At 46.6% G+C, this 13,604-nt stretch carries 13 protein-coding genes; 9 read left to right on the top strand and 4 right to left on the bottom strand.

Annotation, left to right across the window (positions count from 1 at the left end):
* Window positions 1–16 precede the first annotated feature (16 nt).
* Complete coding sequence (locus tag ICV39_RS02115) at window positions 17–787, top strand: SAM-dependent methyltransferase (protein ID WP_215390261.1); 771 nt, start codon at window positions 17–19, stop codon at window positions 785–787.
* A 30-nt stretch (window positions 788–817) separates the two neighbouring features.
* Here the strand turns inward: ICV39_RS02115 and sppA are convergent, their stop codons facing one another.
* From sppA to ICV39_RS02100, 3 genes are all read right to left on the bottom strand, one after another.
* Entirely contained in the window at window positions 818–1,765 is a 948-nt protein-coding gene (gene sppA, locus ICV39_RS02110; RefSeq protein WP_215390260.1) for a signal peptide peptidase SppA, read from the bottom strand.
* Window positions 1,766–1,849: 84 nt separating this feature from the next.
* Window positions 1,850–2,533, bottom strand: a complete 684-nt coding sequence (locus ICV39_RS02105; RefSeq protein ID WP_215390259.1) for an HAD-IA family hydrolase — start codon at window positions 2,531–2,533, stop codon at window positions 1,850–1,852.
* Window positions 2,530–3,555, bottom strand: coding sequence for an RluA family pseudouridine synthase (locus ICV39_RS02100; protein ID WP_215390258.1), 1,026 nt, complete (start codon window positions 3,553–3,555; stop codon window positions 2,530–2,532). The genes ICV39_RS02105 and ICV39_RS02100 overlap by 4 nt, the downstream gene beginning before the upstream one ends.
* 460 nt (window positions 3,556–4,015) lie before the next feature.
* On the opposite strand from ICV39_RS02100, the gene ICV39_RS02095 reads away from it, so the two are divergent.
* The 5 genes from ICV39_RS02095 (at window position 4,016) to ICV39_RS02075 (ending at window position 10,120) form a co-directional block, all read left to right on the top strand.
* The gene (locus ICV39_RS02095; protein ID WP_215390257.1) at window positions 4,016–6,652 is read left to right on the top strand and encodes an Rne/Rng family ribonuclease; all 2,637 of its coding nucleotides are present in this window, start codon (window positions 4,016–4,018) and stop codon (window positions 6,650–6,652) included.
* A gap of 110 nt (window positions 6,653–6,762) precedes the next feature.
* Window positions 6,763–7,899, top strand: a complete 1,137-nt coding sequence (gene moaA, locus ICV39_RS02090; RefSeq protein ID WP_215390256.1) for a GTP 3',8-cyclase MoaA — start codon at window positions 6,763–6,765, stop codon at window positions 7,897–7,899.
* Window positions 7,899–8,501 (top strand): molybdenum cofactor guanylyltransferase MobA, encoded by a 603-nt coding sequence (gene mobA, locus ICV39_RS02085; RefSeq protein WP_215390255.1) that lies wholly within the window; start codon window positions 7,899–7,901, stop codon window positions 8,499–8,501. The genes moaA and mobA overlap by 1 nt, the downstream gene beginning before the upstream one ends.
* Window positions 8,498–9,814 carry a gephyrin-like molybdotransferase Glp gene (glp, locus tag ICV39_RS02080; protein ID WP_215390254.1) on the top strand — a complete coding sequence of 439 codons (1,317 nt, stop codon included), beginning with the start codon at window positions 8,498–8,500 and terminating at the stop codon, window positions 9,812–9,814. Before mobA ends, glp begins: the two co-directional genes overlap by 4 nt.
* Window positions 9,815–9,826: 12 nt before the next feature.
* Window positions 9,827–10,120 carry a hypothetical protein gene (locus tag ICV39_RS02075; RefSeq protein ID WP_114639669.1) on the top strand — a complete coding sequence of 98 codons (294 nt, stop codon included), beginning with the start codon at window positions 9,827–9,829 and terminating at the stop codon, window positions 10,118–10,120.
* Window positions 10,121–10,206: 86 nt separating this feature from the next.
* On the opposite strand, the gene ICV39_RS02070 is transcribed toward ICV39_RS02075, so the two are convergent.
* Window positions 10,207–11,220 (bottom strand): D-glycerate dehydrogenase, encoded by a 1,014-nt coding sequence (locus ICV39_RS02070; protein ID WP_215390253.1) that lies wholly within the window; start codon window positions 11,218–11,220, stop codon window positions 10,207–10,209.
* A 97-nt stretch (window positions 11,221–11,317) separates the two neighbouring features.
* Between ICV39_RS02070 and fdxA the strand changes: the two genes are divergently transcribed.
* The 3 genes from fdxA to ICV39_RS02055 are packed head-to-tail and all read left to right on the top strand — an operon-like array spanning window position 11,318 to window position 13,597.
* Window positions 11,318–11,641, top strand: a complete 324-nt coding sequence (fdxA, locus tag ICV39_RS02065) for a ferredoxin FdxA (protein ID WP_215390252.1) — start codon at window positions 11,318–11,320, stop codon at window positions 11,639–11,641.
* A gap of 60 nt (window positions 11,642–11,701) precedes the next feature.
* Window positions 11,702–12,745 carry an NAD(P)/FAD-dependent oxidoreductase gene (locus tag ICV39_RS02060; RefSeq protein ID WP_215390251.1) on the top strand — a complete coding sequence of 348 codons (1,044 nt, stop codon included), beginning with the start codon at window positions 11,702–11,704 and terminating at the stop codon, window positions 12,743–12,745.
* 57 nt (window positions 12,746–12,802) lie between these two features.
* The gene (locus ICV39_RS02055) at window positions 12,803–13,597 is read left to right on the top strand and encodes a thymidylate synthase (protein ID WP_215390250.1); all 795 of its coding nucleotides are present in this window, start codon (window positions 12,803–12,805) and stop codon (window positions 13,595–13,597) included.
* Window positions 13,598–13,604 lie beyond the last annotated feature (7 nt).

The following is a 13,604-nucleotide window of genomic DNA, read 5'->3' as shown; positions in this document are numbered from 1 at the left end:
AACCAAAAAATTATTCATGGCAAAACTTGGCACACTATTCTTAGTTCCCAATACTTTAGGTAGTGACGGTCGTACTGAACAGTTGTCATGGGTTATGCCCGCTGAAACGATTGCATGTGCATCCAAACTCAAACACTGGATTGTTGAAGATGCAAAAACTGCACGAGCACTTTTAAAAGCAATTGATAACGCTTCACCGCTTGCTTGCACTATTCAAGAAATGCAAATGAGTGAGTGGCGTGGTGCTGCGCGCAATGCAAAGTATGGTGATTCAGTAAAGCCAACTGATTTATTAAAACCATTGCTAGCTGGCAACGATATGGGCTTAATGTCGGAAGCCGGTGTTCCTGGTGTAGCTGATCCGGGGGCAGAGCTTGTGCTTGCCGCACATAAACTTGGCGCCCAAGTCAAACCTCTTGTAGGGCCAAGCTCGATCTTGCTGGGTTTAATGGCGAGCGGCTTAAATGGTCAGCGCTTTGCATTTCAAGGATATCTACCTCATGACATACATGAGCGTAGCAGCAAGCTTAAGCAACTAGAAATCGAATCCCGCAAGTTACAACAAACCCAAATTTGGATTGAGACACCCTATCGCAATACCACGATGCTGATGGCTTGCATCAACTCACTTGCACCACAAACACAGCTTTGTCTTGGAGTGGATTTAAGCCTGCCATCAGAAATGATTGCCACACTGCCAATTGCAGAGTGGCGCAAGCGTTATCCAAATGAAGCTGCATGCGCCCCATTACAAAATAGGCCAACAGTATTTTTACTATTGGCCTAGATTTAAGCTAATTGAAATAAGTAAGCTTGCTTACTTAAGATCAGGCGTCTTTACTAGAGCTTTACCCGCAGCAGCACCTGCCTCAGCGCCAAAGCGTTTTGCCACACGTTCGGCGAAATTCTCTTTCATGGTGTAGTCAAGCACATCTGGTGCTTTGAAGATATCGCGCGCAACTGAATCGACTGTGCCGTAGCCATCAACTAAGCCTAATTTGACTGCTTGCTCGCCATTCCAAATGCGGCCTGAGAATAGATCAGCACTCTCTTTTAAACGAGATCCTCTGCCCTCTTTAACCACCTGAATAAATTGTTGATGAATTTCATCAATCATGGTCTTGACCATCTCAACCTGCTTAGGCTCTTCTTTGCTGAATGGATCGAGCATGCCTTTATTTGAACCTGCTGTAATCATGCGACGAGTTACGCCTAACTTATCCATGAGACCTGTGAAACCAAAGCCTTCCATGATCACGCCAATTGAACCTACGAGACTTGCCTTATCTACCAAAATTTGATCGGCCGCTACTGCAACATAGTAGCCACCAGAGGCGCAAATATCTTCAACAACTACGTAGAAGGGTTTGTTTGGGTACAGCTTGCGCAAGCGATGAATCTCATCGTTGATCATTCCAGCCTGAACTGGAGAGCCGCCTGGGCTGTTGATGCGAAGCACTACACCAGCACTGTGCTCATTCTCAAAAGCGGACACCAATGAAGAATTAATATCCATTGCATTAGCTATAGTGCTTGAAGAAATTTCTCCCTCTAAGGTCACCATAGCAGTATGTCTTTCAACACTCATGCCGCGACCAGGTAAATGAAAATCAAATACCGCAAAAAGCACAGCTACGATTACTAAGAGCGTTAGCACACGCAACACTGCTTTCCAACGACGAGCCTTACGAGTCTCTTTTAAATTCTCTAAGAGCAGGTGCTCAAGCGCTTGACGTTCCCAGTTTGGATTTGAATTATTTTCCATCTTGCTTCCCGATTTGTTTCCTTGAGATTTCTATCATTATGCTTTTAACTGTATTGATTTAATTCGTTGATTTAATTCACCGAGTTACACATTCGCTTTTAACCACTGCGATAACTGGGCGACATCATCGACACGCGCCAATGATGGCGATGCTTTTAAGGTGTCTGGCGGATGGGCGCCATAAGTCACCGCAACTGCATCAACCCCAGCATTTGCAGCCATATCCAAGTCATGGGTGGTATCGCCAATCATGAGCATGCGGCGTGTCGGTACTTGGGTCATGTCAGATAACTCCAGCAACATTGCTGGATGGGGTTTAGAAAAAGATTCATCAGCAGTTCTGGTCTCATGAAAGAGATGCCCAATCTGATGATGATTTAAAGAACGATTTAATCCCACTCGTGACTTACCCGTGGCAACACCCAATAAAAACTGATCCGCCCTTAATTCTTCCAAGAGTTCGCGAATACCCACAAACAAATCCAACTCATGATCTTTCGCTAAATAGTGGTAACGAAATCGATCAGTCAATTGCTGAAAATGCCTTGGTTCAATCCATGGCACAGCTCTACGCAAGGAATCTTGTATTCCTAAACCAATGACAGAGCTTGCTAATGTGTCATCAGGCTCTTTAAAGCCCAGGTCACGACACGCTTGCTGAATGCAATGCACGATTGTTGGCGTGGAGTCCATGATGGTTCCATCCCAGTCCCAAACAATCAGGTCGTAGCGTCGATCGGCTTTTTCAGATTTCTCTACTGGATTCATTCTTGGGTGTTATTTGCTTGCTCAAAGGTTTTCATCATGGCGGTAAATTCGGCTGGAATAGGCGATTCAATCCGCATCTTCTCACCGGTACGTGGATGAGTGAAGCCAGCAAGATGGGCATGTAAATACAAGCGCTTAGACTTGATCTGCTTGTCCTGATCTTCAAAGCCGTATTTATCGTCACCCAAAATAGCATGTCCTAATTTTTGAAGATGCACACGTATTTGATGGGTGCGTCCAGTTTTTAATTGAGCCTCTGCTAAGGTAATGGCAGCGTCATCCCGCTTCATCACCTTGCTTACTCGCAATGCGGTATGACTGGGCAAGCCCTCTGGGTCAACGCGCACCCGACGCTCACCATTAGCCAATAAGTATTTATGTAAGGGGTATTTGAGTTGCATGACCTGCGCGCCCTGCTTGATTTCACCATGAGCAAGCAAGTAATAACGCTTATCTGTTTGATTCTCACGTATCTGGCGATGCAATTCCACCAAGGCGCTGCGTTTTTTAGCAAGCAACAGAACCCCAGAGGTATCCCTATCCAAGCGATGCACCAACTCTAAAAACTTCAGCTCTGGACGAGCAATGCGCAAGGTCTCAATGACTCCTAGAGTAATTCCAGACCCACCATGAACTGCAAGTCCCGATGGTTTATCCACTATTAGGAGTGCCTCATCCTCAAACAAAACTGGCATTTTGTCTAAATAGGCATGGGCACGTGACTTGGTTTGTGCAGCATTCACGCTAGCCATTTGGGCCGGCTCGGCAATTCTGACAGGGGGAACTCGAACCACATCACCCTCAACTAAGCGAGTGGTTGGCTCTGCTCGCTTCTTGTTAACACGTACCTCACCGGAGCGAATAATTCGGTAAACGTGGCTTTTGGGGACCCCTTTTGCCCAACGCAGCAAATAGTTGTCCAGGCGCTGACCCGCCTCTTCTGGACCAATGGTCTGCAAATGAACCGCAGCTGGTGGTCGCGCTTGGGCTACTTTGGGCTTGGAAACTGGGTTGGATTTCATGGTTTATTTCTCAGGGCACCCCAAAAAAGGCGCCGAGGGACTCAACAATACCCCATTCTGATCGAACTTGTGCCGTATAATCAATGCTCTAGCCGATTTTTGACTAGATCCCTACCGAAGTTCGGTATGAATATTGGAGCTTGGAGTCGCCCTTAAATAGACTCCCGGGGTTGCCCTCCCCTGTTGAATGAGGCGCAGGGTTGGTGTGCCGTATGCCGCGACCCGCGATTAGAAGACAGTTTTCAGGCGCGCGCCTGCATCGATGACCTAAAGGAGGTCTCTGCGGCGATCGTCAAGTGTGGCACCGATTTAACCAACCGTTAACTGGGTGAACTAGGCAAAAAGTGCCTAGATTTGCATGTTCCACACTCTTACACCGCGATAGGCTTAGCCCAAAGCGGCATTCAATCTGTCCCCTAACGCAGCGCGCTTACCTCCACCTCCCCAACAGGAGAGTGTTATGAAACGCATGTTGTTTAATGCAACTCAACAAGAAGAGTTGCGAGTTGCCATCGTCGATGGCCAAAAACTAATCGATATCGATATCGAAGCTGCCGGTCGCGAACAGCGCAAAGGCAATATTTACAAAGGTGTTATTACCCGTATTGAGCCTTCCCTTGAGGCCTGCTTTGTTAACTATGGTGAAGAGCGTCATGGCTTCTTGCCATTTAAGGAAGTTGCTAGAGCCTATTTCAAGGAAGGTATTGATGTTCGCAACGCATCTATTAAGGATGCCCTGCGCGAAGGTCAAGAAATCATCGTCCAAGTAGAAAAAGAAGAGCGTGGCCAAAAAGGCGCTGCTTTAACCTCTTTCATCTCCCTAGCTGGACGCTACCTAGTATTAATGCCAAACAACCCACGTGGGGGTGGCGTTTCTCGTCGCATTGAAGGTGAAGACCGTCAAGAACTCCGTGAGGCGATGGCTCAGTTAGAAGTACCTGAAGGTATGAGCATCATTGCTCGTACAGCGGGTATTGGACGTGACGCTACTGAACTACAGTGGGACTTAAGCTATCTCCTACAACTATGGAAAGCGATTGACGAGGCCGCTAAAGGCAACTCCGCCCCATTACTCATCTACCTCGAATCTAGCTTAGTTATTCGCGCAATCCGCGATTACTTCCAGCCAGATATTGGCGAGATTCTGATTGATACCGACGATATTTATGAGCAAGCTGCAGCATTTATGTCAGTCGTCATGCCGGATAACTTGCCACGAGTAAAGCGCTATCAAGATGATGTGCCGCTTTTCTCCCGTTTCCAAATTGAACATCAGATCGAGACTGCGTACTCACGTACTGTGCCATTGCCATCTGGCGGCGCAATCGTGATCGACCACACAGAAGCGCTTGTTTCTGTCGACGTTAACTCCGCTCGCGCAACCCGCGGATCTGACATTGAAGAAACTGCTACGCGTACTAACTTAGAAGCTGCTGATGAAATCGCGCGTCAAGCACGTCTGCGTGACTTAGGTGGTTTGATTGTGATTGACTTCATTGATATGGAGTCAAGCAAAGCACAGAAAGATGTAGAGAATCGCTTACGTGATGCTCTACGCCATGACCGTGCACGCGTACAAATGGGCAAGATCTCTAAATTTGGCTTGATGGAAATGTCACGCCAACGTTTGCGTCCTGCACTCTCTGAAGGCAGCCACGTAACCTGCCCACGCTGTAATGGCACTGGTCATATTCGTGATGCTGAATCATCTGCATTGCAAGTACTGCGCATCATTCAAGAAGAGGCTATGAAAGAGAACACTGCGGCGATTCATACGCAGGTTCCGGTTGAAGTGGCTGCATTCTTGTTAAATGAGAAACGTGCTGAAGTGATCAAGATTGAGACTCGCTTCAAAGTCAACGTACTCTTGGTTCCGAACAAGCATTTAGAAACTCCACATTACAAGCTTGAGCGCTTACGCCATGACGATCCTCGTTTAGATGATCAGAAGGCTAGCTACGTGATGGCTGAAGAAGCTGCGCGTGAATTAGAGACTGATACAACCGTAAGCAAAAAAGATGCGGATGTGAAAGCGCGCCCAGAAGCAGCTGTTAAGGGCATCACCCCAACACAACCAGCACCAATTACTCAGCCACGCCCAGCACGCGTGGAGAAAGCCTCAACTGAAAGTTCCGGCGGATTCTTTAGCTTTATCAAAAAGCTCTTCTCTTCATCTCCTGTTGTCGAAGAAAAGGCTGCTCCAAGTGGTAATCGCGGACGCAATCAAGGTCGTAATGGCAACAATCGTGACCGCAATCGCGGCCGCAACCGTCGTGGTGAGCGCCCTGCTGCAAATGCTGCAGAAAGCGGCAATGCTGAAGGTTCAAATAATCGCAACGGCAATAACCGCAATAACAATCGCAGCCAAGGCAATCAAAACGGTCCAAAGACTGAGCAAAATGCAAACCGCAATAACAATCAAGCTAACGCTGCGGCACTAACACCTGCAACAGAGGCTGCACCAGGTAACGAAGTTGCTACTGGTGTGGATGGCGAAGAGCGTCGTGGTCGTGGACGTAATCGTCGTGGTCGCGGACGCAATCGCAATGAGCGTGGTGAGCGCGCAGAAAACGGTAGCACATCACCAGAAGCGGCTACTGCATCAGCAAGTCCATTTAGAGGGCCCCCTGTAGGAATGGCTGGCGCATCTGCAAGCATGCCTATTCAAAACATTGTGAATAGCTTTAGTAATGCAAAGCCCGCAAGTCAGCGTCAGGGACGATCCGAGCGTTCATCACGCCCACCACGTGAGTCTCGCTCTGAGCAGAACACACCTGCAACAGCAACAGTTCCAGCAACATCATCAGCTCCTGCAGTCGCTGCTTCTGTAAGCACCATTGAAGTCATTGCTAAGCCAGCACCAGAGCTTCCAAAAGTGGCTTTCCAAGCGCTTGAAGAGACTCCACTACATGGCGTTGTGCAATCCGCAGGCATGATTTGGGTTGCAACTGATGCGTCCAAGCATGCAGAAGTGCAAACACAAATTAAAGCTGAGACAGTGGTGCATAACTTAGGTCGCACACCAAAACCCGCCGCAACACTTCCTGAAGGCCCAATGGTCCTCGTGGAAACTGGCGGTCAAGAAAAAACCGTTTAAAACGTTAAAGACGGTTAGCGCTCTAACCTCTTTTCTCCGAGCCGCCCGATATCCCAAAAGGATTTTGGGCGGTTTGGCAGAAAGCTGGTTTCAAAGCCATAATTGGGGATATGGTCGAAAAAGCAATTCCCAATCCATCCAAAGTAATTCCTATTCGCATTGATGAAGGCAAAGGCCTTGCGCCGAGTATTGGCACAGAATTGCGCACACCTCACCGTCAGACCAAGGACACTCGCGGCCGTCCTTTGCGTGACCTACGCATCTCAGTAACCGATCGCTGCAACTTCCGCTGCACTTACTGCATGCCCAAGGAAGTATTCGATAACAACTACCCCTATCTTGCTCACAAAGAACTATTAAGTTTTGAAGAAATTACTCGCCTAACGTCTATCTTCTCCAGCTTAGGTGTTGAAAAAATTCGTTTAACTGGTGGTGAGCCTTTACTTCGTAAAAATTTAGAAGTGCTTATTGAAATGCTGGCAGCCATTCGCACTCCAGCAGGCAACCCACTAGATTTAACATTGACTACCAATGGCAGCATCTTGCGCAAGAAGGCGGAGAGCTTGAAAGCTGCGGGCTTACATAGACTCACTGTGAGTCTTGATGGATTAGATGATGCAGTCTTTCGGAAAATGAATGATGTGGATTTTCCTGTTGCTGATGTTTTAGATGGCATTGCGGCCGCACAAGAGGCTGGCTTTCAGAACATCAAAGTGAATATGGTGGTGAAGAAAGGCATAAACGATCACGAGATTGTTGCGATGGCCAAGCACTTCAAAGGCAGTGGCATCATCCTGCGCTTTATTGAATTTATGGATGTTGGCAGTTCGAATGGCTGGAACATGACCGAAGTGCTTCCCTCTAAAGATGTGATTGCCCGAATTAATGAAGTATTCCCACTGGTATCGGCAGAGCCAAACTACTCAGGTGAAGTAGCGCAACGCTGGCGCTATCAGGATGGCACTGGCGAAATTGGTGTGATTTCCAGCGTTACCCAAACTTTTTGCCATGAATGCACTCGCGCCAGAATCTCTACCGACGGCCAAATGTATTTGTGCCTGTTTGCTAATTCAGGATTTGATTTCAAAACCTTGCTGCGCTCCGGCAAAAGTGATTTAGAAATTGCTAATGCCATTATGAATACCTGGTCTACTCGAGATGATCATTACTCAGAAATTCGGGGATCATATACAGCCGATCAGTCAAGCGGTGGTCGCAAGGTTGAAATGTCTTACATAGGTGGTTAATGATTAGCAGTGAACAAATTACGGGTTTGATATTGGCTGGTGGTCGCGCGCAGCGTATGGGCGGTATTGATAAAGGCCTCATTCCGTTTCATCAAAAACCTTTAATTGAAGCAACCATCCAGCGACTCAAAACGCAGACTGGATCGATTCTGATCAATGCCAATCGCAACATTACCAAGTACGCCGCCTATGGTTACCCCGTCATCATGGATGAGACCCCCGACTTTTCAGGACCTCTTGCAGGCTTCTTGATGGGTCTTAAGAACTGTAAGACTCCTTATTTGCTGACAACCCCCTGCGATTCACCCTTATTCCCAGAGAATCTGGGTGCTAAGCTTGCTAGCGAGCTAGAGCGTAATGACTTGGATTTAGTCTATGCGTCTAGCAAAGAAGCTAATGGCAAGGTGTGGGCGCAGCCCGTCTTTTGTTTAATGCGCGCAAACTTACAAGATTCTCTAAATTCTTTTTTAAGCAAAGGTGATCTCAAAATCGACCGCTGGTTCAAAGAACTCAAAAGCGGTACAGTGATTTTTGATGATGTTCAGGCCTTTGCAAATGCCAACACGCCAGAAGAATTGCAATCTCTGGAGGCAGCTTCATGACTCAATCGCCCAGTGATCCAATATTACTCACTTCATCACTGCATGTAGATGAAGCGCGTAAGGCAATTGCTAATTTAGTGAATCAGCTTTTGCAGGAAGCACAGTCAATTAATAGCTCCGATGCTGTTGAAACAGTCTCTCTTGACCAAGCTATCAATCGCATTCTGGCGGAAGACTTGCTATCGCCAATTGATGTACCAGCTGCAGATAACTCTGCTATGGATGGTTTTGCATTTGATGGCAAATGCTTAGAGGATGGTCAAGCAGAAATCAAACTACGCATTGTGGGCACTGCTCTGGCTGGCAAACCCTACACAGGGAAAATTGCTAGCGGTGAATGCTTAAAGATCATGACTGGCGCAGTAATGCCAAGTGATTGTGATACCGTCATTCCACAAGAATTTACTACTAGCGCCGACGCAGAACATATTGTCTTCAAAGCCAATCAACTGAAGGCCGGTGAAAACCGTCGTATGCGTGGCGAAGACTTGCAAAAGGGTAAGGCAGCAATTGCTGCCGGAAGATTCCTGCGTCCATCGGATTTAGGTTTAGCTGCATCACTTGGTGTGAGCGCCCTCAAAGTTAAGCGCAAACTCAAGGTTGCCATCCTGTCCTCAGGAAATGAACTTCGTTCCCTAGATCAAACTTTGGATGCTGGAAGCATTTATGACAGTAATCGTTATAGTTTGACCGGCCTACTCAACCGCCTCAATCTCGACATTATTGATTGTGGCATTGTGCGAGACGATCCGACCTCACTCAAAAATGCATTTATTGATGCAGCCTCTAAAGCAGATGTGCTGATCTCCTCTGGCGGAGTATCCGTTGGGGAGGCGGATTTCACAAAACAAATCATGCAAGAATTGGGCGATATTGGCTTCTGGAAAATCGCCATGCGACCAGGCCGCCCAATGGCATTTGGAACGCTTAGACCAGTTACTGGAAAAACTTCAGAGAGTAAAACCCTATTCTTTGGGCTGCCCGGCAACCCTGTTGCCGTCATGGTGACCTTCTATCAATTTGTTCGGAGTGCTTTATTGCAACTCAATGGCGCCAGCCAAACAGAGGTTCCGGCTGTGCAAGCCATCTCTGAAACGACGATTCGGAAAAAACCAGGTCGCACCGAGTTTCAACGCGCCATTCTTGGGCACAATGCTGAAGGCAAGCCCAGCGTGAAACTCACAGGAAGCCAAGGGGCAGGCATTTTGCGCTCCATGAGCGAGGCAAACTGCTTCGTCATCTTGGGTCATGATCAAGGAAATGTTGCTGCTGGCGAGTGGGTAGATATAGCGCTTTTTGATGGACTGCTTTAAGATTGCACCATCATGAAACTAACCAAAAAAGAACTCGCCTTCCTCGATCCAACGCATACAGCTAAAACACTCGTCCTGGTTTATCTCTGCTTCTCGGTTCCAATCGTTTTGCTGGCTTTGTTTGTTGCCTTTATTCGTGATGGCGCTATTCCTGGTTTTACGGTTCTATCTGCTTTGATCCTAAATGCCTTACTAGGCTTTGGATTGCTGTGGGTTGCCTGCAAGGTCTATAACTGGGTTGCTGGAAAATTCGGTGGCATTGAACTTGCACTACGCGAACTGCCAGAAGAAATTGAAGCCGAGTGATTTATTAGCTTAGCTAGGTTTAATAAAAAACGCCGAGATTCTCGGCGTTTTTTATTTTGTAGGTCTTGATTCGTAATCGTTATTACTTAACCTTTAAAAACTTCCGCATTTATTAAGCTCGGCGGCCTTTTTCCTGATAGCGCAGCTATAACATTTTCAATAGCTAAATCCACCATGGCTCTGCGTGTCTTCTCTGTCGCGCTAGCGATATGAGGGGCAAGGACAACATTACTAAGCTTAAGTAACTCAGGATTGACTTTGGGTTCGCCTTCAAAGACATCCAAACCGGCGGCAAAAATCTTTTTCTCTTTCAATGCTTGGGCCAATGCCAAATCATCCACAATCCCGCCCCGGGCAATATTAATCAGGGTTGCCGTGGGTTTCATGAGAGCAATCTCTTTTGCGCCAATGGTGTGATGACTCTCTGATGTGTAGGGCAATACTAAGACAACGTGATCGGCCGTACGTAATAATTCTTCCTTGGAAACATACTTTGCTCCACACGCTTTCTCATCAGAATCTGATAAGCGACTACGGTTGTGATAGATCACATTCATACCAAATCCCAATGCACGCTTAGCAATTCCTTGTCCGATGCGACCCATGCCAATAATGCCAATAGTGCTGTGATGTAAATCCATGCCAAGCGGATTATTGACAATCGACCATTTATCCCAGTGACCCGCTCGCACCCAATGCTCTGACTCTGTAATTCTTCTAGCAGTTGCCATCAACAATGCAAATCCAAAATCGGCTGTAGTATCGGTTAGCACATCCGGAGTGTTTGTTGCCATTACACCAGCGGAAGTAATTGCTGGAACATCAAAGTTGTTATACCCCACTGAGATATTGGCAACGACTTTTAAATCTTTTGCATTTGCCAAAGCATTTGCATCGATGCGCTCACTTCCGGCTACTAAAGCCCCTACAACTCCTGAGAGCTCCTCTTGCAATTGCTCGGGCGTGAAAATCACATCGTCTTGATTGGATCGAACCTCAAAGGCCTGCTCTAATTTGGCTAAAGCCTCCGGAAATATCGCTCTAGCGACCAGAATTTTGGGTTTTGTACTGGTATTTTGGGTATTAGTCGGTGTATTCATAGGGGGAACTTTACCTCAAATAGATTGGGGCATTTCGGCTAAAATTGATGTTTTACAACTTATTAGCCCCACCTATCGGGCTTGACTCATTAAAACCATGACTTACGTTGTTACCGAATCCTGCATCCGCTGCAAATATACCGACTGCGTTGATGTTTGCCCAGTGGATTGCTTTCGCGAAGGCCCTAATTTTTTAGTGATTGATCCAGATGAGTGCATTGATTGCGCAGTGTGTGTTCCTGAGTGCCCTGTAAATGCTATTTATGCTGAAGATGATGTGCCAGGTGATCAACAAGCTTTCATTAAGCTCAATGCTGAGTTAGCTCCATCCTGGACTTCAATCACTAAATCTAAAGCAGCACTTCCAGATGCTGAAGAGTGGAAAGACGTTAAAAACAAACTTGATCAGCTGCAGAAATAAATCCTTCGCGTATTAGCTAATTGCATTAACTCATTACATTAATTAAGTAAGAGAACTACTTTGCACTCCCCCACAGAAGCTGATGCAGTCATCATTGGCGCCGGTCCTGTGGGGCTCTTTCAAGTTTTTGAACTTGGCCTCCTAGAAATTAAAGCGCACGTCATTGATGCTTTGCCAGAAATTGGCGGTCAATGCATTGAGCTTTATCCTGACAAACCGATCTACGACATTCCTGCAGTGCCTGTTTGTACCGGTCGCGAGCTTGTCAACAATTTACTGAAACAAATCGAACCATTTAAGCCCCAATTTCATTTAGGGCAAGACGTTACGAATCTTGAGCAACAAGAAGATGGTCGATTTCTATTAACGACCTCAGAAAACAAATCTTTTCTAACAAAGACTGTATTTATAGCCGCAGGGGTTGGCGCCTTCCAGCCCAGACTGCTTAATCTCGAGGGCATTGAATCTCTAGTTGGTAAGCAAGTTTTCTACCATGTTAAACAACCGGAAAAATTTACAAGTAAACGTATTGTCATCTGTGGTGGTGGGGATGCTGCGCTAGATTGGGCTTTGTATTTTGCTAACTCCGCAGCAAGCGTCACCCTGATTCATCGTCGCAATGAATTTAAAGCGGCACCACAATCGATTGCAAAAATGCGCGAGCTCTGTGATGAAGGAAAAATTCAATTGCTGATAGGCCAAATTACCGATCTTGAAATTCAGGATGGAATTTTGACCAACATTGCCATAGACAATATTGAAGGAAATGCCCATTCACTGGCGCTAGATGATCTTTTGATCTTCTTTGGCCTTTCTCCAAAATTAGGCCCAATCGCCGAGTGGGGCTTAGATATCGACCGCAAACAAATTGCCGTTGATACCGAGAAATTTCAGACTAGTATTCCAGGCATTTACGCAGTCGGCGATATCAATATCTACCCCGGAAAGAAAAAGCTGATTTTGTCGGGCTTTCATGAGGCTGCCTTAGCTGCCTTTGCCGCAGCCGCCTATTTGAACCCCGAAAAGCTGATTCAGCTGCAATACACCACCACCTCTACCAAGCTGCATAAAGCCCTTGGGGTGCAGTCGCCCACATTCGAGTAAGCTATCCTTATTAGCAATTAATCAACAATACTTAGTACTTAATTTAGTCTCTACCCTATGCGCCAATATCACGATCTCATGAAAGAAGTCCTTGCTAAGGGCGTTAAAAAGTCCGATAGGACTGGCACAGGCACGATCTCTGTATTTGGGCATCAGATGCGCTTTAACCTGGCTGATGGCTTCCCAATGGTGACAACCAAGAAGCTACACCTCAAGTCCATCATTTATGAATTGCTCTGGTTCCTCAAGGGCAGTACAGACAACAATTGGCTCAAAGAGCGTGGCGTGTCGATCTGGAACGAATGGGCCGCACCCGATGGCGATCTTGGCCCAATCTATGGATATCAATGGCGCTCATGGCCAGCACCAAATGGTCAACACATTGATCAGATCTCTGAAGTGGTTGAGACCATCAAGAAGAATCCTGACTCACGCCGTATTATTGTTTCCGCCTGGAACGTAGCTGATATTCCGCGCATGGCATTAGCACCTTGCCATGCATTCTTTCAGTTCTATGTTGCAGATGGCAAACTGTCCTGCCAGCTTTATCAGCGTAGCGCCGATATCTTCTTAGGCGTGCCTTTCAACATTGCAAGCTATGCCCTCTTGACCCATATGATGGCTCAACAATGCAATTTAGAAGTGGGTGACTTTATTTGGACCGGTGGCGATTGCCATTTATATAGCAACCATCTGGAGCAAGTCGACCTACAGCTATCTAGAGACTTTTTCCCTTTACCAAAACTCAATATCCTACGCAAACCAAATTCTATTTTTGAATATGAATTTGAGGATTTTGAAATCGTTGGCTACGAATCCCATCCACATATCAAAGCTCCTGTGGCTGTTTAATTAACTT

This window comes from Polynucleobacter sp. MWH-UH25E (assembly GCF_018687095.1).
GTDB lineage: Bacteria > Pseudomonadota > Gammaproteobacteria > Burkholderiales > Burkholderiaceae > Polynucleobacter.
This window is presented reverse-complemented; position numbering and strand designations above follow the sequence as displayed.